This window comes from Streptococcus mitis (assembly GCF_000722705.1).
GTDB lineage: Bacteria > Bacillota > Bacilli > Lactobacillales > Streptococcaceae > Streptococcus > Streptococcus mitis_P.
The window spans coordinates 110,369-130,795 of record NZ_JPFW01000009.1; the positions used below are offsets into that span (position 1 = coordinate 110,369).

General features: G+C 40.3%; 14 protein-coding genes and 2 pseudogenes. 5 read left to right on the forward strand and 11 right to left on the reverse strand.

From position 1 onward, the window contains the following. Window positions 1-50 precede the first annotated feature (50 nt). The 7 genes from recA to SK642_RS08330 all read right to left on the reverse strand — a co-directional run bounded on the left by recA (window position 51) and on the right by SK642_RS08330 (window position 6,607). Window positions 51-1,187: a recombinase RecA gene (gene recA, locus SK642_RS08300; protein ID WP_033684360.1), complete on the reverse strand. Its 1,137-nt coding sequence runs from the start codon at window positions 1,185-1,187 to the stop codon at window positions 51-53. Between the two features lie 83 nt (window positions 1,188-1,270). After that, window positions 1,271-2,527 (reverse strand): competence/damage-inducible protein A, encoded by a 1,257-nt coding sequence (locus tag SK642_RS08305; protein WP_033684361.1) that lies wholly within the window; start codon window positions 2,525-2,527, stop codon window positions 1,271-1,273. Between the two features lie 88 nt (window positions 2,528-2,615). Then, the gene (gene brpA / locus SK642_RS08310; protein ID WP_033684362.1) at window positions 2,616-3,668 is read right to left on the reverse strand and encodes a biofilm formation/cell division transcriptional regulator BrpA; all 1,053 of its coding nucleotides are present in this window, start codon (window positions 3,666-3,668) and stop codon (window positions 2,616-2,618) included. A gap of 7 nt (window positions 3,669-3,675) precedes the next feature. Next, entirely contained in the window at window positions 3,676-4,194 is a 519-nt protein-coding gene (locus SK642_RS08315) for a GNAT family N-acetyltransferase (RefSeq protein ID WP_033684363.1), read from the reverse strand. Continuing rightward, entirely contained in the window at window positions 4,184-4,627 is a 444-nt protein-coding gene (tsaE, locus tag SK642_RS08320) for a tRNA (adenosine(37)-N6)-threonylcarbamoyltransferase complex ATPase subunit type 1 TsaE (protein ID WP_033684364.1), read from the reverse strand. Before tsaE ends, SK642_RS08315 begins: the two co-directional genes overlap by 11 nt. A gap of 190 nt (window positions 4,628-4,817) precedes the next feature. Beyond that, window positions 4,818-5,438: a hypothetical protein gene (locus tag SK642_RS08325; RefSeq protein ID WP_033684365.1), complete on the reverse strand. Its 621-nt coding sequence runs from the start codon at window positions 5,436-5,438 to the stop codon at window positions 4,818-4,820. 305 nt (window positions 5,439-5,743) lie between these two features. Then, window positions 5,744-6,607, reverse strand: coding sequence for a helix-turn-helix domain-containing protein (locus SK642_RS08330; RefSeq protein ID WP_033684366.1), 864 nt, complete (start codon window positions 6,605-6,607; stop codon window positions 5,744-5,746). A gap of 185 nt (window positions 6,608-6,792) precedes the next feature. On the opposite strand from SK642_RS08330, the gene SK642_RS11070 reads away from it, so the two are divergent. After that, the gene (locus tag SK642_RS11070; protein ID WP_033684368.1) at window positions 6,793-6,963 is read left to right on the forward strand and encodes a PhrA family quorum-sensing system peptide; all 171 of its coding nucleotides are present in this window, start codon (window positions 6,793-6,795) and stop codon (window positions 6,961-6,963) included. A 155-nt stretch (window positions 6,964-7,118) separates the two neighbouring features. Here the strand turns inward: SK642_RS11070 and SK642_RS10380 are convergent. Next, window positions 7,119-7,859, reverse strand: a pseudogene (locus SK642_RS10380) (IS110 family transposase); the annotation flags it as partial. 233 nt (window positions 7,860-8,092) lie between these two features. On the opposite strand from SK642_RS10380, the pseudogene SK642_RS08345 reads away from it, so the two are divergent. The 3 genes and pseudogenes from SK642_RS08345 to SK642_RS08350 all read left to right on the forward strand — a co-directional run. Further along, a pseudogene (locus SK642_RS08345) lies at window positions 8,093-9,214 on the forward strand (trypsin-like serine protease); the annotation flags it as partial. A 3-nt stretch (window positions 9,215-9,217) separates the two neighbouring features. Continuing rightward, complete coding sequence (locus SK642_RS11225; protein WP_419991769.1) at window positions 9,218-9,346, forward strand: hypothetical protein; 129 nt, start codon at window positions 9,218-9,220, stop codon at window positions 9,344-9,346. An 18-nt stretch (window positions 9,347-9,364) separates the two neighbouring features. After that, entirely contained in the window at window positions 9,365-10,285 is a 921-nt protein-coding gene (locus tag SK642_RS08350; RefSeq protein ID WP_033684370.1) for an N-acetylmuramoyl-L-alanine amidase family protein, read from the forward strand. A gap of 247 nt (window positions 10,286-10,532) precedes the next feature. On the opposite strand, the gene ndk is transcribed toward SK642_RS08350, so the two are convergent. From ndk to rpoB, 3 genes are all read right to left on the reverse strand, one after another. Further along, entirely contained in the window at window positions 10,533-10,946 is a 414-nt protein-coding gene (gene ndk, locus SK642_RS08355) for a nucleoside-diphosphate kinase (RefSeq protein ID WP_033684371.1), read from the reverse strand. A gap of 107 nt (window positions 10,947-11,053) precedes the next feature. After that, window positions 11,054-14,731: a DNA-directed RNA polymerase subunit beta' gene (gene rpoC / locus SK642_RS08360; protein WP_033684372.1), complete on the reverse strand. Its 3,678-nt coding sequence runs from the start codon at window positions 14,729-14,731 to the stop codon at window positions 11,054-11,056. 32 nt (window positions 14,732-14,763) lie between these two features. Then, window positions 14,764-18,375: a DNA-directed RNA polymerase subunit beta gene (rpoB, locus tag SK642_RS08365; protein ID WP_000907130.1), complete on the reverse strand. Its 3,612-nt coding sequence runs from the start codon at window positions 18,373-18,375 to the stop codon at window positions 14,764-14,766. Window positions 18,376-18,858: 483 nt separating this feature from the next. Between rpoB and SK642_RS08370 the strand changes: the two genes are divergently transcribed. Further along, entirely contained in the window at window positions 18,859-20,343 is a 1,485-nt protein-coding gene (locus tag SK642_RS08370) for a M protein trans-acting positive regulator PRD domain-containing protein (protein ID WP_033684373.1), read from the forward strand. Window positions 20,344-20,427 lie beyond the last annotated feature (84 nt).

The following is a 20,427-nucleotide window of genomic DNA, read 5'->3' on the forward strand; positions in this document are numbered from 1 at the left end:
CCAGAACTAGGAAACGAAAAAGCAGTGGTTTTTTCCACTACTTTAACAGCTTATTCTTCAATTTCGATTTCAAGTTCGTCGCCTAGGTCAAGTGTCACTTCTTCATTTACAGAATCTGCTTGGACTGCGTCATCTTTTTTAGTTTCAACACCTTCTACAGAAGCTTCTTCTCCATCAATCAAACCAAATTGAACACGGACTTGATGGTCAATTTCATCAAAGATTTCTGGATTATCTGCCAAGTATTTCTTAGCATTTTCAGAGCCTTGCCCGATTTTCTCATCCTTGTAAGAGTACCAAGCTCCTGCTTTTTTGATGATATCCAAATCGCTTGCAATCTTCAAAAGCTCACCAGTCTTAGAAATCCCTTCTCCGTACATGATTTCAACGAAGGCTTCCTTAAATGGCGGAGCCACCTTGTTTTTCACGACCTTAATCTTAGTTTCCTTACCGACATTGGTATCTTTTTGGTCACCAGTTCCCTTGATTTGTGTGCTTCCACGAACATCCAAACGAACTGATGCGTAGAATTTCAGAGCACGTCCACCAGGTGTTGTTTCTGGATTTCCAAACATAACCCCAACTTTTTCACGCAATTGGTTGATAAAGATGGCAATCGTTTTGGTTTTATTGATAGAAGCACCAAGTTTACGCATGGCCTGACTCATCATACGAGCCTGCAAACCAACGTGGCTATCTCCAATATCTCCATCAATTTCCGCACGAGGAACAAGAGCCGCAACTGAGTCGACTACGACAAGGTCAACTGCACCTGAGTCAATCAATTTTCCTGCGATCTCAAGACCTTGCTCTCCTGAGTCTGGTTGAGACAAGAGTAATTCGTCAATGTTGACCCCAAGGGCCGCAGCATAAGCTGGGTCAAGGGCATGCTCCGCATCGATAAATGCTGCAATCCCACCTTCTTTTTGCGCTTGTGCAACTGCATGAAGGGCAACCGTTGTCTTACCAGATGACTCTGGTCCATAGATTTCGATGATACGTCCCTTAGGATAACCACCTGAACCAAGGGCAATATCGAGAGCCAAGGAACCTGAGCTCATCACTTGTACCTTTTGCTCTGCACGTTCACCCAAACGCATGATTGACCCCTTACCAAAGTCTTTCTCAATCAATTTAAGAGCATCATTCAAGGCTTTTTCACGTTCTGCCCCGAATTTTTTTGAAATTTCATCTAATTTTTTGGTTTTTTCGCCATTCTATTCTCCTACATTCTAATGGTCCTCAGACCTATCTACTATTATATCAAAAGTTAGTCACTTAATAAAGCCTTGCGAACTAGGTTAAAGGCATGCATAACCGCAATGTGACGTACATCTGCTCGACTTCTGCCTCCAATATTCACCTTGATGACCTTAGTTCCATGCTCTTGCGCCAAGCCTATGTAAACTGTCCCAGCTGGGTGCCCATCTAGGCTATCTGGTCCTGCCACTCCAGTCAAACCAAGGCCAAAATCAGACTGGGTCTTGCTTCGTGCCTGCTCAGCCATCTTCTGGGCTGTATATTCAGACACCACACCATGTTCTTCCAAATCCTGGGCAGGAATATCCAACATCTTTGATTTTTCCTCCAGGCTATAGGTCACAAAACCACCCTTAAATATACTTGATACTCCTGAAAAATCCGCCACAGTAGCTTGGAAAAGCCCTGCCGTCAAACTCTCTGCTGCTGTGATGGTTTTCCCTTGCTTTTTCAGTTCCTCTACCACAATGCTAGCCAAGCTAGACTCTTCCCCATAACCATAACAAAGTTCTCGCAAAGAAAGACTTTCAAAGGTTTGGCGACCTAAGATTTGATTTTCCAAGATATCCAACGCTTTATTCGCCTCTTCTTGATTACTAGCTTTTGTTGACAGACGCAGAGTGACTTCTCCTGTCTTGGCATACGGTGCTAAGGTCGGATCTGTTTGATTGTCAATCAAATCAGCCAAAATGGTCACCAACTGACTTTCGCCAATTCCAAAGAAACGAAGAACTCGGGAATACAGCTTGCTCCCTGTCATCAACTTGGGTAGAAGTTGGTTTAAGACCATGGGTTTCAATTCACTTGGTGGACCAGGAAGGACGACATAGGTCACTCCTTCGACTTCTAAGATTCCTCCCACAGCCAGTCCTGTTTCGTTTGGTAGTGGAGTCGCTCCTTCTACAATTTGGGCTTGTCTTTCATTATTCGGTGTTCGGGCATAGTCTGGTCTCTGGGCAAAAAAGACATCCAACTTCTCCCGCGCCTGAGGATCGAAGACTAATTCTTTCCCTAAAAATTTAGCCAGAGTTTGTTTGGTTAGGTCATCCTCTGTCGGTCCCAAACCACCTGTCAAAATCACTAGACCGCTACGTTGACTGGCAATCTCAAGCAAAGACAAGAGACGAGCTTCATTGTCTCCTACAGCCGTCTGAAAATATACGTCTACTCCAATTTCTGCTAGTTTTTCTGATAAAAACTGGGCATTGGTGTTGACAATCTGTCCTGTCAAAATCTCTGTTCCAACAGCAATGATTTCTGCTTTCATGTTTCCTCCTACCTATCTATTCGTATTTTTTTGAAAAAATCGCAGGAAATTTCCCACGATTGATTTTTTATTTGTATCAAAAAACAAACTATTCTACTTCATTTGTTACAAAGACGCTTTGTTGTTGATTATCCCCATTATCAACAGGTACCCGTCCAAACAAATCTTCAAATAAGACAACATTTGTTTCAAGCTGAGTGACTTCTTCTTGTCCCAAAGAACGTCGCAATATATTCTGCATTTCCAACATATGCTCTCTCGAAACAATCTGGTAAGAAATACCTTGCAACATCTCTCCCTCACCCTTCAACTGTTGTGATTCAATGGTTTTAAATGAATCTTTATAACCCAACAAGTTCGGAATACTTTTTGCAGATAAATCAATATTAGTCTGCATATTGGTACTTAGAGCTTTTAAGATAGACTGATAGTGACTGACACTATCCAAACTAAGAACTTTTTCAACAACTTTTTGAATGACTTCACGCTGACGCTTCTGACGTCCGTAGTCTCCTTCTGGATCTTGATACCGCATGCGTGAATAAACAAGCGCTTCCTCTCCATTTATTTTCTGTTCTCCAACGCCAATAGAAATGGTGTTAAATTCTTCTTGGTCACTGATAGAAATCGGGAAACCTAGCGTGTTATTGACGGTAATGCCACCTACTGCATCGACTAATTGTTGCAATCCTTGCATATTAACCATAATGTAGCGATCGATGTGGATATTCATCATCTTTTGAATTGTTTCTATAGCAAGTTCTGCTCCACCACCAGCATAGGCAGCGTTTAACTTTGCTTCTTCAATACGACCATCTTTATGCTGAATTTTAGTCAGAATATCACGTTCCAAACTCAACATCATGGTTTTCTTTGTGTGAGGATTGACGGTCAGCAAAATCATACTGTCACTATTTCCAGCCCACTGATCCGTACGTTCCACATTCCCAGTATCAACTCCCATTAAAAGGATCGTTAAAGGTTCAGTCGCCTCAATAACCTTGGTTTCTTCCCCAATCTTTTTATAGGTTTTTGATAAGGTTTGTGTACCTTGCTGATAAATGGTATAAGCAAAGACACCCACACCCAAAACTGTCACAGCTAGAAAAGCTAGCACCATTCCAATAATTTTTTTAACCATATTTCTACTAATCTATCAGTTTACCCATCAAGTAAACATCAATAAATTTCCCTTCTTCTATATACGCACCGCGTTCTTGTCTACCTTCAATTACAAAGCCATGCTTTTGATAAAGATGGACTGCAGCTTGATTACGAGTTTGGACAGTCAGTTGGAGACGACGCAGAATGCCACTTGCTTGTGCCCACTCTATCGCTTCTTCTAGCAAAAAACTTCCCAATCCATTATTCCAATATTTCTTACCAATCACAATAAAGAGATCTCCAATATGACGAACTCTCTTGCGTTGATCAGCTGTGATATTTACAAGACCAGCTATTTCGTCATTCAGTAAGGCCAGTAAAGTGATTTGATTTTCCGAGTGAGCCTGTTTATCCAAAAATAGCTCCATCTCAGTATCTGTCATCAAAATACCATCCCTATCCAGGCTGGTAAAATCTGTCTCCAAACTCACACAATTTAAAAATGATACTAAGGCAGCTGCATCTTCAATTTCTGCTTCCCTAATGAGCAATTCATACTCCATGTTGAAGCTCCTCTAAGAGTTTTTCTGCACGCAAACCCTTGGCTTTGAAGTTTAATCTGCGACCATCTTCCTCTTTTAGAATTTCCAATTCTAAATAAGTATCTGGCAAGGCATCACCTAAAAGATTTCCCCACTCAATGACAGTTACCCCACCACCAAAGAGAAACTCATCCAAGTCAATAGAATCAGCATCCCCCTCGATACGATAAACATCTAAATGGTAAAGTGGAAGACGACCTTCATACTCTCTCACGATAGTATAAGTTGGACTCTTAATCATCTGAGAAATCTGTAATCCCTTAGCAAGGCCTTTTGTAAAGGTTGTTTTACCTGCACCAAGTTCTCCAGTTAAGATTAAAACATCATTCTTTTCTAATAGATGACCCAAGCGTTCCCCTAAAGATTGTAGCTCTTCTTCATTTTTTGTGTACATACCTCTATTATACCAAAAAGTTTTCTTCTGTGTCTATTTTCCTGCTAAACTTACACTCAATGAAAATCAAAGAGCAAACTAGGAAGCTAGCCGCAGGCTGTACTTGAGTACGGCAAGGCGACGCTGACGTAGTTTGAATTTGATTTTCGAAGAGTATTACCATCATAACATCCATAAAAACAGGCTTGCTCTAAAAGAAAATGAGCGTAGCAATGACCAATACAAGATCTCGGAAAATATGACCATAAAAGGAAACTTCCTTTTTAACAGAATTTGGGACAAGATAGGCTGCAAAAAACAAACCCAGTCCAATATAAATCAGAAGTGAGACAATAGTCATTGGATTTCTTAAGAAAAGAAGTGTTGCTATAATAGTCACCAACACTGTCTTTTTTCTGTCTAGCATAGCAAGCAAATCGCGCATGTATTTTTTCAAGGGTAAAAAAATCAACAAATCTAGCCCAAATAGAAAGAAAAAGGATGGCAATAAAAAGTCAACTAATTCTTGTTGCAGCGTATTTTTGATAAACAAGTTGTCTGACAAAACAAGGACAGCTCCTAACAAATTAATTAAGAGTAACATACTGTAAAAAAGCTTCACTGACTTCTTACTGGCTAGGACACTATGGACTTCTTGCTTACGAGTATAAAGATAATTTACTCCAGCACAGATTCCTGAAACGAAGACCATACTTCCGATGAAAAAAGCTGTACTTTGTTTAAAGGACAAGATGCATTCTTTCCATAGGAAACAGCTGCTCAAACTGATTTGAATTAAAGCTAACAAAAATAAGATTCTCATTGATTTCATCTTTTCTCTCCCTTCCTACCAATCATTATACTCGGAGAAAAGAGAGAACTGTTTCTAATCTTCTCAAATGTCTCTTTTAGACGCTAAACAAACACGAGAGACTAATACTCAATGAAAATCAAAGAGCAAACTAGGATGCTAGCCACAGGTTGCTCAAAACACTGTTTTGAGGTTGCAAATAGAGCTGACATGGTTTGAAGAGATTTTCGAAGAATATAAATTTGAAATAAGGCTGATAGTATTAATTTCACTATCAGCCTTACAGGTTATTTAACGTTTCAGAAAAACTATAATGTCAAGATTAACTAAACAGTATCTAATTCCTTCAAATAATTTTCTATATTCATCAACATTAAAGGATTGTTATAAATCTTACATAACTCTTTTGCTTCTATATAATAATTTTTGACTTGTTCTTTATCTAGAAATTTGGCTCCAGCATTTCCTACAAGAATAAGTAGAGGAGCCAGTTGGTAGCTTGTCTGTCTTTTTTTACAGAGTTCAATCGTCTCAAGAGCTTCTTGGATGGCTTCGTTATATTTTTCCTTTGACACTAGGTAGTGAGCGTAATTGTAACGAACTCTGATGTAGCCAAATAAAAACTCTTGATGCTCAAAATTTTTTGTCTGATATAACTCCATTAAATGAGAGTAGTTTGCCTCATATTCTTGTTCACGACCCACTAAGGAATAGAAATTAGATAGAGTATTCAACGCCTTTAAATAAATCAGAGTATTTGAAGAGACTTTTAATAATATATTTTCCAATGAAGAAATTGCCTCACGCTTACTGTCATATTGATAGAAGTCAATAATAGCTTTAATCCATTCAAGGTAAGTTCGGTCTTCTAGTGTTAGAAAAGTACTTCGTTCAATCTCTATTCTATAAATATATTCCAAATCGTCATAATTTCTATCATCTAATAGACGAGCAGATAATTGCTTGAAATTAGAGAGGTTAGATTTAATTTCAATTTGTTCATTAAAAAAATAATCTAATGGCACTTCAAGTCGTTGTGAGAGTTTGAACAAAAGGTCTGCGGAGGGAATGAAATGCCCTCTCTCAATTTTACTAATCTGGCTTTGTTCACAAATTCCTTCTGCAAGAGTTTGTTGGGAGAGTCTCAACTCTTTTCTTTTCAATCTGAATTTCTCTGCGAGTGTATTCATTAAAGATAATAATCCTTCCTATTTGCTTAATTTCATTATAAAATTTTTAGTTCAAAATAGCAAGTTAAAGGAATAAAAAATTCTTCATGGTAATAATAAGAAAAAAAGTCAAACCAAATATAAAAAATTGACTGATTTTCATATGTGTGTTAGAATTAAGAAGAAAGAAAAGAGGTCAATATAGGATGAGGAGAAATCGTGGAATTAAAAAAATAGTTATATTTGTATTACTCAGTGTTCTTGCATTTGGTAATACAATTCCCTATCAACAGTTTGTTCAGAAGAATAGACAATTGGAAGTTCGAGTACAATCACAAAAAAAATCGAATGGACTTGATGTTGGAAAGGCAGATTAAAGAATAACGGAATAGAATTAGTCTCTAGTATATTCGCTTTTATTATTCATTAAAAATTGTAGGGGCAAGTTTGAAAAAAATAAAAATTAGTTGATTGCTTATTTCTCCAAATTTTGGGTATACTAAAAAGAGGACTTGACACCTAAATTTTAAAATTAAAGCACGTTGAATCCATGTTTCTGTGCGAAGCGAATAGCATCTTGAAGAGACATTGTCTTATCAGGATTTCTTATTTCTGTAAGATCTTGTAATCTTGGATTATAACTCTCCTGTTTTAAAAGTACGTGGTAGATGGCAACCAATAATCTGCGACAAATAGCGATGATAGCTTTTCGATGCCCCCGTCGTTTCTTGAGTTTGAGATATTTATTTCGTAATTCAGGGTGCTTCTCTGATTTAACCACGGCGTTAGCTATTTGAACAAGAAAAGGTTTGAGGTAGTGACCACCTTTCGAAATACGAGTAGAAAATTTCTTTCTTGCACTTTCATTGTTGGCAGGAACTAATCCAGACCAAGAACAGAGTTTACCCGCAGTGTTAAAAACAGTCATATCAGCTCCGATTTCAGAGATAATTCTGAGGGCAGATAGTTCCTCTTTGAAACCAGGCACGGTTTGGATTAGCTTGACCTGTTCTTGGCATTCTTGTCCGAGCTTCCGAATCATGGTTTCTAAATCTTCTTTACAGACGGCAAGTGCATCATAGTGTTCCTTGATGATTCTGATTTTCTCAGCTTGTTCAGGTGTCACATCCCCCTCAATAGCGATTTTCAAGTCTTGCAGCTTATCCTTCATTCGCTTGTGAACCAACTGTTCAATGTTTGGTTTCTCCTCTTGATTGTCAAGTATGCTCTGAATAATAGCCTGAGCACTTTTTCCGAACACATCAGAAACGAGTCGCTTATTCAATTATAAGTTTACGTGCTCCTAGTCACAGTTAGTTGTGCTTGATGGAAAGAATGACACCTATAAAAATGCGAGGTAGTGGCTATACCACTCACTTATTCACCTCCCCGTGATTTGTAGTAGTGATAGGCTTTTTCACTATTATTATAAAACAAAATAAAGAGCACAACACTTTTTCATTTTGTGTTGTGCCTTGAGTGAAACGAAAGGAATTAATTATAAAAATGAAGAAAACATTTTATCGCAAATTCGGTATTTCAATTATTGCTAGTATTTTATTGGCTAGTCAGCTATCTACAGTATCTGCTTTGACTGTTATTTCTAATATAGGTGAAGAATATGAGGTAAGTGAAACTTTACAAGAGAGTCCAGGAAGTAATAATTTTTCCCTTCCAGATATTTCACCGACTTATGGTAAATATTATACAGATCAGTCAGAAGTCATTATTGGTAAAAATGATTTAGTTAAAATTGAGAATACTTTACAGTATCCGTATTCTACGTCAGCTTACGTAGAAGCAGAATTTAATGGTATAAATTCTGTTTTTAGAGGAAGTGCTAGTTTTGTAAAAGATAATATTTTGATTACAGCGGCTCATGTTGTTTACGATCGTGATTCTAATACAGAGGCAGACTCTGTATATGTTATGCCTGCTGCTACTCCAAACAAAAATCCAGTAGGAAAAATAAAGGTAAAAGAAGTTCGTTATCTAAAAGAATTTCAAAATACTGCTTCAAATGAACTTACTACATATGACTTAGCAGTTTTAATTTTGGAAGAACCAATTGGTTCTCAATTAGGTACACTGGGGCTTCCGAATAACCTAGGAAATCTTGAAGGTATAGGGGCAACTATTACTGGATATCCAGCTATGAGTACTGCTAAGCAAATGTATACCGATTCTAAGGATGTTGTAAAAGATACGGGAGATTTTCTAATGTATCAAATAGATACTTTAGGAGGTGCTAGTGGAGCTGCCGTATATGATAGCAGTTATAGAATGATTGGTGTTCATGTATCTGGTAGTTCTGCTGGACAAATGAATTATGCTGTTAAGTTAAATGAGAAAGCTCTATCTTTCATCTACTCTGTTATTCAAGGGCATTCAATTGATGGATGGAAGTTGATTAGTGGTACTTGGTATTATTATAAGAATAGTAATAAACAAACAGGTTGGCAAAGTATAAATGGCAAATGGTATTATCTTGAAACCTCTGGTTCAATGTCCACAGGTTGGAAATATGTACGAGGAAGATGGTATTATTTAGATAAGACCAATGGTGACATGAAGACTGGTTGGTATAAAGATGGCTCAACATGGTACTATTTAGATCCTACTAATGGAGATATGAAGACAGGTTGGATAAAAGTAGGAGAAAAATGGTATTATCTCAACTCCTCTGGAGCAATGGTTACAGGTAGCCAAACTATCGATGGTAAAGTTTATAATTTCGCTTCATCTGGTGAGTGGATCTAATATTGGAGGAATATATAAATGAAACTTTTGAAAAAAACTATGCAAGTTGGGCTAACAGCACTTTTCTTTGGTTTGCTAACTACAAATACTGTATTTGCGGATACCACAGGTGGTCAATTTGTTGATAAGGATAATAGAAAATATTATGTAAAAGATGATCATAAAGCAATCTATTGGCATAAAATAGACGGTAAAACTTACTATTTTGGTGATAGAGGAGAGATGGTTGTCGGTTGGCAATACTTAGAAATCCCTGGAACAGGTTATCGTGATGATTTATTAGATAACCAACCAATTAATGAAATCGGTCTTCAACACAAGTGGTACTTTTTTGGACAAGATGGTACTCTTCAAGAATATGTTGGTTGGAAGGAATTAGATGCTAAGGATTCATTAAATGTTGGTAAAAAATATGGTGAACTTTTTGAAGGACCAGAAGTTCTTAAACACGCAAACTATTACTTTGACCAAGATCATTCTTTAAAGACAGGTTGGCTTTATGATCAATCCAACTGGTATTATCTAGTAAAAACAGGTTACTTAGGGAAAGACTACTTTGGTGGTGAAAGACGTACAGGATGGATAAACGATAGTTCAAGTTGGTATTATCTCGATACAACAACTGGTACAATGCAAACTGGTTGGCAATATCTTGGTAACAAGTGGTACTATCTCCGTTCATCAGGAGTGATGGCGACTAGCTGGTATCAAGATGGTTCAACGTGGTATTATCTAGATGCTCAAAACGGTGATATGAAGACAGGTTGGGTGAAGGATGGTTCAATATGGTACTATCTAAATGCAAGTAATGGAGATATGAAAACAGGCTGGTTCCAAGTCAATGGTAAATGGTACTATGCGTATGGTTCAGGTGCTCTAGCTGTTAATACCACAGTAGATGGTTACTACGTAAACTATAATGGTGAGTGGGTTAAGTAACGAATGCTAATCGTAACTGTAGTTGATACTTAACTTAGTAAAAAGGGCTTTTTTCTACCATTTGTCAACTCTATCAATTTTTAAGAATTAAATGAGTCAAGACAGTAGCTATTCAGTATGTTTATCTACTGTAGTAGGTTGAAGAAAAGCTAAGAATGAGAAAGGACGAAGTTAGTCCTTTCTTTTTTATGTGACTATACTTTCTATTCAAATGAGCTTTTAACCAATTGATTGAGCCAATCCACTCTTAAAACCAAAGAGCAATTTCTCGCTTAGCTGACTCTTCTGAATCCGAACCATGGACAACATTTTGGATAACCTGATTTTCACCAGCCGCTTTTGCAAAATCACCTCGAATAGTTCCTGGTAAAGCTTCTTCTGGACGAGTTGCTCCCATCATGGTCCGCCAAGTTTCGATTACTTTGGGACCAGAAATGATACCTACAAGGATTGGTCCCGAAGTCATAAATTCACGAATCGGTGGGTAAAAACTCTGACCAACCAAGTCCTGATAGTGCTGGTCAATCAACTCTTCTGAAACCTGTGAACGCAACTCCAATTTTTCGATTGTAAAGCCACGCTGTTCGATGCGTTTCAACACTTCACCTACTAATCCTCTTTTTACACCATCTGGTTTAATGATAAAGAATGTTTGTTCCATACCCGTCTCCTTTGTCAGCTTCTTTCTTTTATTTTACCACATTTCATGGAAAAATGGAGAAAGTTTTCAGAAAATAAAAGAGAACCCGAAGGCTCTCTCATTCTCTCTTATTCTACTGTTTCTTCCACAGTTTCAACGGCAGTATCCACAACTGCTTCTGTTGTTTCTTCATTTCCTTCTTCCTCTACTGGAGGATTAAGGTATTCTTCTTCGTTGATAGCATGTGGTTCAAGGTTACGGTAACGGGCCATACCAGTACCTGCTGGGATGATTTTACCGATGATAACATTTTCTTTAAGTCCAAGGAGATGGTCTTTCTTACCACGGATAGCCGCATCTGTAAGGACACGAGTTGTTTCCTGGAAGGAAGCTGCTGACAAGAAACTGTTTGTTTCAAGTGAGGCTTTGGTAATTCCCATAAGGACTGGTCGACCAGTCGCTGGAACTCCACCTGCGATAAGGACATCTTTGTTAGCATCTGTAAAGTCATTGATATCCATGAGGGTACCCATGAGAAGATCTGTGTCACCTGGATCCATGACACGGACTTTACGAATCATTTGACGAACCATTACCTCGATGTGTTTGTCACCGATTTCTACCCCTTGGCTACGGTAAACTTTTTGTACTTCACCGAGAAGGTAAGTTTCAACTGACAAGACATCACGAACTGCAAGGAGACGTTTTGGTTGGATAGAACCTTCTGTAAGAGCAGCACCACGCGCTACTTGGTCCCCAACTTCAACACGCATACGAGCGGTAAATGGAACGACATATTCACCTTCGCCAGTTTCACCCTTAACAAAGACTTTCTTGGTACGAGTTGAAGCATCTTCTTCGATAGCGGTAACTTGTCCTTTAACCTCTGTGATAACCGCTTCCCCTTTAGGATTGCGGGCTTCAAAGATTTCTTGGACACGAGGAAGACCCTGAGTGATATCGGTATTTGAGGCAACCCCACCCGTGTGGAAGGTACGCATTGTAAGCTGTGTACCAGGTTCCCCGATAGATTGGGCAGCGATTGTACCGACTGCTTCACCAACTTCAACCGCATCACCAGTCGCCAAGTTGATACCATAACAGTGACGGCAGACACCGTGACGAGTGTTACATGTAAATACAGAGCGGATAGTCACTTCTTCCACACCAGCATTAACAATTTCACGCGCCTTGTCTTCTGTAATCAACTCATTTGGACCGATAATAACTGCACCAGTTTCTGGATGTTTAACGGTTTTCTTAGTGTAACGACCATTGAGACGTTCTTCTAGAGACTCGATCATCTCTTTTCCTTCTGCGATAGAACGGATCAAGAGACCACGGTCTGTTCCACAGTCGTCCTCACGGATGATAACGTCTTGGGCAACGTCAACCAAACGACGAGTCAAGTAACCTGAGTCGGCTGTCTTAAGGGCCGTATCGGTCATACCTTTACGGGCACCGTGAGTTGAGAAGAACATTTCGAGTACTGACAAACCTTCGCGGAAGTTTGAAAGGATTGGCAATTCCATGATACGTCCGTTCGGAGCAGCCATCAGACCACGCATACCGGCAAGCTGTGAGAAGTTTGAGATGTTACCACGGGCTCCAGAGTCCATCATCATAACGATTGGGTTCTTAGGATCTTGGTTGGCAATCAAGCGTTTCTCTAGTTTTTCACGGGCAGCACGCCATTCAGCTGTAACAGCATTGTAACGCTCGTCGTCTGTGATCATACCACGACGGAATTGTTTGGTGATTTGTTCTACACGTTTGTGTGATTCTTCAATGATTTCAGCCTTGTCATCAACGACTGGGATATCGGCAATCCCCACTGTCAATCCTGCAAGAGTTGAGTGGTGGTAACCAAGGTTCTTCATACGGTCAAGTAGGGCAGAAGTTTCTGTCGTACGGAAACGTTTGAAGATTTCAGCGATGATATTTCCAAGGTTTTTCTTCTTGAATGGAGGGTTGAGTTCAAGTTTGCTGATTGCTTCCTTGATATCTCCGCCAAGTGGCAAGAAGTATTTAGCTGGAACGCCTTCTGTCAAGTTGGCATTGTTTGGTTCTTGCAAGTATGGTAGACCCTCTGGCATGATGTCGTTGAAGAGAATTTTACCAACTGTTGTAAGCAAGACCTTATGTTTTTGCTCTTCTGTCCATGGTTTGTTGAGACTGTCAGTTGCGATACCAACACGCGAGTGGAGGTGAACATAACCATTGCGGTAAGCCATAACAGCTTCGTCACGGTCTTTGAAGACCATTCCTTCACCTTCACGACCAGCTTCTTCCATAGTCAAGTAGTAGTTACCCAAAACCATGTCCTGAGATGGTGTAACAACTGGTTTACCATCTTTCGGGTTCAAGATGTGCTCAGCAGCGAGCATGAGGATACGCGCTTCTGCTTGGGCTTCTTCTGAAAGCGGTACGTGGATGGCCATTTGGTCCCCGTCAAAGTCGGCATTGTAGGCTTCACAGACAAGTGGGTGCAAGCGAAGAGCCTTACCATCAATCAAGACAGGCTCGAAGGCTTGGATACCCAAACGGTGAAGGGTCGGTGCGCGGTTAAGAAGTACTGGGTGTTCTTTGATTACTTCTTCAAGGATATCCCAGATGCGTTCGTCTCCACGTTCCACCAAGCGTTTAGCTGCTTTGACGTTTTGCACGATATCACGCGCAACGATTTCACGCATGACAAATGGTTTAAAGAGCTCGATCGCCATTTCACGTGGCACACCACATTGGTACATCTTAAGCGTTGGACCTACGGCGATAACGGAACGTCCTGAGAAGTCAACACGTTTACCGAGCAAGTTTTGACGGAAGCGTCCTTGTTTACCTTTAAGCATGTGGCTCAATGATTTCAGTGGACGGCTACCTGGTCCTGTGATTGGACGACCACGACGACCATTGTCAATCAAAGCGTCAACCGCTTCTTGAAGCATACGCTTCTCATTTTGAACGATGATACCAGGTGCATTCAACTCAAGCAAACGAGCCAAGCGGTTGTTACGGTTGATAACACGGCGATAAAGGTCGTTCAAGTCAGATGAGGCAAAACGGCCACCATCCAACTGCAACATTGGACGAAGATCTGGTGGAATAACTGGAAGGATGTTGAGAATCATCCATTCAGGTTTGTTTCCAGACTTGTAAAAGGCATCCAAAACATCCAAACGACGGATTGCTTTGACACGTTTTTGTCCAGTAGCTGTTTTCAACTCTTCTTTGAGTTCAGCAATTTCTTTTTCAAGATCTACTTGTTTCAAAAGGTCTTGGATGGCTTCGGCACCCATCTTGGCAACGAATGAACCATAACCATACTCACGCAAACGCTCACGGTATTCGCGCTCTGTCATGATAGACTTGTGCTCAAGTGGTGTATCCTTAGGATCAATCACAACATAAGCCGCAAAGTAGATAACTTCCTCGAGGGCACGAGGGCTCATATCAAGGGTCAAGCCCATACGGCTTGGAATCCCCTTGAAGTACCAGATGTGAGATACAGGAGCTTTCAACTCGATATGCCCCATACGCTCACGACGAACTTTTGTACGCGTTACTTCAACCCCACAACGGTCACAAACAATCCCTCTGTAACGAATGCGTTTGTACTTGCCACAAGCACATTCCCAGTCTTTTGTAGGACCAAAGATGACTTCATCAAAGAGCCCTTCACGTTCTGGTTTCAACGTACGGTAATTGATTGTTTCAGGTTTTTTGACTTCTCCATAAGACCATGAACGGACTTTGCTTGGAGAAGCTAGGGTGATTTGCATACTTTTAAAACGATTTACATCAACCACTATTTCTTCCCTTTCTATTCTAAGTGAACTGCTTATTCTTGTTCAGCAGCTTCTTCTGTTGCTTCCGCTTTTGTTGCTTTCTCAGCTTCTTCAGCTTCAAAGGCTGCTTTAGCCTCTTGGGCTGCTTTTTCGCGGGCTTTTTCAAGGTCATCTACGTGGATGACATCTTCGTCCATTCCTTCATCCAAGTCACGAAGTTCCACTTCTTGGTCATCTTCGTCTAGGACACGCATGTCAAGACCAAGAGATTGCAATTCTTTGACAAGAACTCGGAAGGATTCTGGAACACCTGGTTTTGGAATTGGTTTTCCTTTTGTAATGGCTTCATAAGCTTTCAAACGTCCGTTGATATCGTCAGACTTGTAAGTCAAGATTTCTTGAAGGACATTTGACGCACCGTAGGCTTCAAGAGCCCAAACCTCCATCTCACCGAAACGTTGTCCACCAAACTGAGCTTTACCTCCGAGTGGTTGTTGGGTAACGGTTGAGTAAGGTCCGACAGAACGAGCGTGCAACTTATCATCAACCATGTGGTGGAGTTTGATCATGTACATGACTCCGACAGAAACACGGTTATCAAACGGTTCACCAGTACGTCCATCGTAAAGAATTGTTTTGGCATCGCTATCCATACCTGCCTCTTTAACGGTTGACCAAAGGTCTTCAGAACTTGCTCCGTCAAAGACTGGTGTTGCGATGTGAATACCAAGAGTACGAGCCGCCATACCAAGGTGAAGCTCCATAACCTGACCGATATTCATACGTGATGGCACCCCAAGTGGGTTCAACATGATATCGACTGGAGTTCCGTCTGGAAGGTAAGGCATGTCTTCTACAGGAACGATACGAGAGACAACCCCTTTATTTCCGTGACGTCCGGCCATCTTATCTCCGACCTTGATCTTACGTTTTTGAGCGATGTAGACGCGAACCAGCATGTTCACACCTGATTGCAACTCATCTCCATTTGCACGTGTAAAGATCTTAACATCGCGAACGACACCATCGGCACCGTGTGGTACACGAAGAGAAGTATCACGCACTTCACGAGATTTATCTCCAAAGATAGCGTGCAAGAGACGTTCTTCAGCTGAAAGGTCTTTCTCACCCTTAGGTGTTACTTTACCTACAAGGATATCCCCTTCTTTAACCTCAGCACCGATACGGATAATTCCCATTTCGTCAAGGTCTTTAAGGGCATCTTCACCAACGTTTGGAATTTCACGCGTAATTTCTTCAGGCCCAAGCTTTGTATCGCGCGTTTCTGATTCGTATTCTTCAAGGTGAACAGATGTATAAACATCGTCTTTCACCAAGCGTTCGCTCATGATAACGGCATCCTCGAAGTTGTAACCTTCCCAAGTCATGTAGGCAACGATTGGGTTTTGTCCAAGCGCCATTTCTCCATTTTCCATAGAAGGTCCGTCAGCGATGAAATCGCCTTTTTCAACGACATCGCCAACTTTTACGAGAGTGCGTTGGTTGTAGGCAGTACCTGAGTTTGAACGACGGAATTTTTGGATGTGGTAAACGTCCAATGAACCATCTTCACGGCGTACTTCTACCTTGTCAGCATCTGCGTAAGTAACTTTACCATCATACTGAGCAATCACAGCCGCTCCAGAGTCGTGGGCTGCTTGGTATTCCATACCAGTACCAACATAAGGTGCTTGAGGATTGATCAATGGCACAGCCTGACGTTGCATGTTGGCACCCATGAGGGCACGGTTGGAGTCATCGTTTTCCAAGAAAGGAATACATGCTGTCGCAACGGCAACTACCTGTTTTGGAGATACGTCCATGTAGTCAACAACGTTAGCTGGATACTCTTGGTTGACCCCTTGGTGACGTCCCATGACAACTTTTTCAGCAAAGGTTCCATCTTCGTTAAGACGAGAGTTGGCCTGCGCTACAGTATATTCATCTTCTTCATCGGCTGTCAACCAAACGATTTCGTTGGTAACAACACCTGTTTCACGGTCAACCTTACGGTATGGTGTTTGAACAAATCCATACTTGTTCAAGTGCCCGTAAGATGACAAGTTATTGATCAAACCGATGTTAGGTCCTTCAGGTGTCTCGATTGGACACATACGACCATAGTGAGTGTAGTGCACGTCACGCACTTCATATCCAGCACGGTCACGAGTCAAACCACCAGGTCCTAAGGCTGACAAACGGCGTTTGTGAGACAACTCAGAAAGCGGGTTGTGTTGGTCCATGAACTGTGACAACTGTGAAGAACCGAAGAATTCTTTAACCGCAGCTGTTACAGGACGGATGTTGATAATTTGTTGTGGTGTCAAGACTTCGTTGTCTTGAACAGACATACGTTCACGGACATTACGTTCCATACGAGAAAGTCCAAGACGTACTTGGTTAGCAAGCAATTCCCCAACCGCACGGATACGACGGTTCCCAAGGTGGTCGATATCATCTACACGGCCAAGTCCTTCAGCCAAGTTGAGGAAGTAGCTCATTTCAGCAAGGATATCTGCAGGAGTGACGATACGAACCTTGTCATCTGGGTTAGCATTACCAATGATGGTTACAACACGGTCTGGATCAGTTGGTGCAACAACCTTGAATTTCTGAAGAACAACTGGCTCAGTCACAACGGCTGCATCATTTGGAATGTAAACAATCTTGTTCAAGTCGCCATCCAAATGGCTTTCAATACTTTCAATCACGCTACGAGTCATGATTGTTCCAGCTTCTACCAAGATTTCTCCTGTTTCAGGATCTACCAATGGCTCAGCAATTGTTTGGTTGAGCAAACGTGTTTTAACATTGAGCTTTTTATTGATTTTGTAACGACCGACAGCTGCCAAGTCATAACGACGTGGGTCAAAGAAACGAGCTACAAGCAAGCTACGTGAGCTTTCAGCAGTCTTAGGCTCACCTGGACGAAGGCGTTCGTAAATTTCTTTCAAAGCTTCGTCTGTACGAGAATCCATTGGGTTCTTATGGATATCTTTTTCAACAGTGTTGCGAACCAATTCGCTGTCACCAAAGATATCAAAGATTTCATCATCACCTGAGAAACCAAGCGCACGAACCAAGGTTGTAAATGGAATCTTACGAGTACGGTCGATACGAGTGTAGGCGATATCTTTTGAGTCGCTTTCAAGTTCCAACCAAGCTCCACGGTTAGGGATAACAGTTGAACCGTAGCCTACTTTACCGTTTTTATCAACTTTATCGTTAAAGTAAACACCTGGTGAGCGGACCAACTGAGATACGATGATACGTTCACCACCATTGATGATGAAAGTACCCATTTCAGTCATGATTGGGAAATCACCAAAGAAAACTTCTTGGGTCTTGATTTCGCCTGTTTCTTTATTGATCAAGCGGAAGGTTACAAAAATTGGTGCTGAGTAGCTAGCATCGTGGATACGAGCTTCTTCTAGCGTGTATTTTGGTTCCTTGATTTCATATCCAACAAATTCCAACTCCATCGTGTCTGTGAAGTTTGAAATTGGCAATACATCTTCAAACACTTCCTTCAGACCATGGTCTAGGAAAGCTTTGAATGAGTCAGTTTGAATTTCAATCAAATTTGGTAAGTCAAGAACTTCTTTGATTCTTGAAAAACTACGACGGGTACGATGTTTCCCGTATTGAACGTCATGTCCTGCCAAGATGATTCTCCTTTGTAAATAAGTTCCAAGCCTTGTCAAACAGGCTTTTCTAATCGTCATATGGTTTTAAAAACCCCTATCACCGTGTCCTCTTGATAAATTTTCAGAATCTTTAAGTCTTTGTTACAAATGCTTAAAATCCTGAAAAAAAGCACAAAAAGAGCAGCTAAATCTGACTTTTTCAGAAGATTTAACTGCTGTGAGCCTTGTCTGGACAATATTTCAGACAAGACCTACGACAAATGATTACTCATATTATACCCTATTTAGCTAGATTTTTCAAGGGGATTAACGATTTTTTGACAAAATCTTTTCCTATGAAAAATTAAATTCAATGATTACTTTGCAAACTTCATTTTCAGTTTAACATTTCAATACAAAATATAGTAAATCACAACTTTCCTATTTTATCATAGGCTGTTTTCTTGACTTTACTTGGTTTTTATTTTAATATATATGTATAAATATATAAGGAGGTTTGTTATGAATATTTTGCTTTCTGAAACAGAACAAAATCTGCTAGTGTTACTGGAAGAACTAACCAAACACCATGATTGGATAGAACTTCCAGGCTTGGCTGAGAATCTGAATTTTTCAATCGAAGAATTGCAAGAACATCTTTCTAGGCTCGAGCAATTATTCCCAAATCTCCTGATTCAATCAACAAAAGAAAGCATTCAGTTGCAGTTTGACTTTCAAAACACCTTGGATCCTCGGATTGCAATCTTTGAACAATCTACAACCTACTCTTTTTTGAACCGTCTCTTTTTCAAAGAGGGACTATCACTTGAGCAAATGTGTCAAGAACTTGTGATTAGTTGCGAACGAGTTCAGAAAATCATCCAGCATCTAAATACGAAGCTTCCACAACACTATGGCATCAGCATCCAACCTTCCCCTTTAGTCATGGATGGAACAGAAGAGGACATTCGTGCCTTTTATCTAGACTACTTTAGTCAAAGTTACGACTTTCTTGATTGGCCCTTTCCTTCTATTTCTGAAGAGGCACTCACTCAGCTGATTCAGCTATTTTTGGACGCCCAACAAGTTTCCCCCAACCTCAGTAGCTTACGGCAAATCAAATATACCTTGGCTATCAATCTAGAGCGATTAAATAAGGGACGTTTCATTGAAAATCCTAGTCCGCTCTTAACCAGTCATTACAGTTCCCTCATGCAAATTTCCCAGTTTGAACAAGATATCAAAAAGCTGGCTAAAAAGCTCGATTTTGAAGCTACAAAGGAGACACTAGAACAGCTATTTTCTGACCCAATCAAATCTCCTCAAATCACAAATAAGCCTAACAATGGAGCTCTGGGTGATATTCATCATATCCAAAAATCTTACCGTTTATTGAGCCAAATTCTAGAAGAGTTGGCCAAAGAATTTCATCTGCAGATTGAAAATCGCGAGGAATTGATTTGGCTCCTCCACTATACTGCCCAATCTGATTTCTTCCATCTACTCAGTGACCAATCTCTTGACAAACAGAGATTCCTGATTTTAAGCAATTATCAAGCAGAATTTCCAAAACTATTTGAAGTAAGTCAACACAAATTCCGATATTACCTGACTGAGATGGGACTAGAAAATCACCCAAGTAAGCTACAAGAACTTGTCTACACCTTTTCGATTCAAGGGCGACGTATTTTAGTCCAATTACTTCAAAAACTTCCCAAAATACGTGTTTTAGTCATTAGTCATCTGGATAGCCATCATGCACAAAACCTTATCGACACCCTAACTCACTACGGCAATAATCTCTATCTATTTGATTCTTGGGAAGAATCTACTCTTTCTTTCTCAATTTTCAATCAAATTCCTCACGATATTGTCATCACCACGTTCCCTATTTCCAACTGTCCGAAACCAATTATTTGTAGTCGAAATCTTTCTACTTCAGAACTATTTCATCACCTCCACCTTCTGGCTTCTCAAATTCATAAAGAAAGACTGGCTAAATCGTAACAAAATTTGTTGCGATTTTTCTTTTAGTTTAATTTTAGGAAAACGCTTGCATATTGTTTTACTACATGCTATACTGATAGAGAA

Coding starts and splice junctions, on each gene's coding strand:
- SK642_RS08305 (WP_033684361.1), bottom strand. CDS start 2,527: ATGAAAGCAGAAATCATTGCTGTTGGAACAGAGATTTTGACAGGACAG.
- brpA (WP_033684362.1), bottom strand. CDS start 3,668: ATGGTTAAAAAAATTATTGGAATGGTGCTAGCTTTTCTAGCTGTGACA.
- SK642_RS08315 (WP_033684363.1), bottom strand. CDS start 4,194: ATGGAGTATGAATTGCTCATTAGGGAAGCAGAAATTGAAGATGCAGCT.
- tsaE (WP_033684364.1), bottom strand. CDS start 4,627: ATGTACACAAAAAATGAAGAAGAGCTACAATCTTTAGGGGAACGCTTG.
- SK642_RS08325 (WP_033684365.1), bottom strand. CDS start 5,438: ATGAAATCAATGAGAATCTTATTTTTGTTAGCTTTAATTCAAATCAGT.
- SK642_RS08330 (WP_033684366.1), bottom strand. CDS start 6,607: ATGAATACACTCGCAGAGAAATTCAGATTGAAAAGAAAAGAGTTGAGA.
- SK642_RS11070 (WP_033684368.1), top strand. CDS start 6,793: ATGAGGAGAAATCGTGGAATTAAAAAAATAGTTATATTTGTATTACTC.
- SK642_RS11225 (WP_419991769.1), top strand. CDS start 9,218: ATGAAGACAGGTTGGATAAAAGTAGGAGAAAAATGGTATTATCTCAAC.
- SK642_RS08350 (WP_033684370.1), top strand. CDS start 9,365: ATGAAACTTTTGAAAAAAACTATGCAAGTTGGGCTAACAGCACTTTTC.
- ndk (WP_033684371.1), bottom strand. CDS start 10,946: ATGGAACAAACATTCTTTATCATTAAACCAGATGGTGTAAAAAGAGGA.
- SK642_RS08370 (WP_033684373.1), top strand. CDS start 18,859: ATGAATATTTTGCTTTCTGAAACAGAACAAAATCTGCTAGTGTTACTG.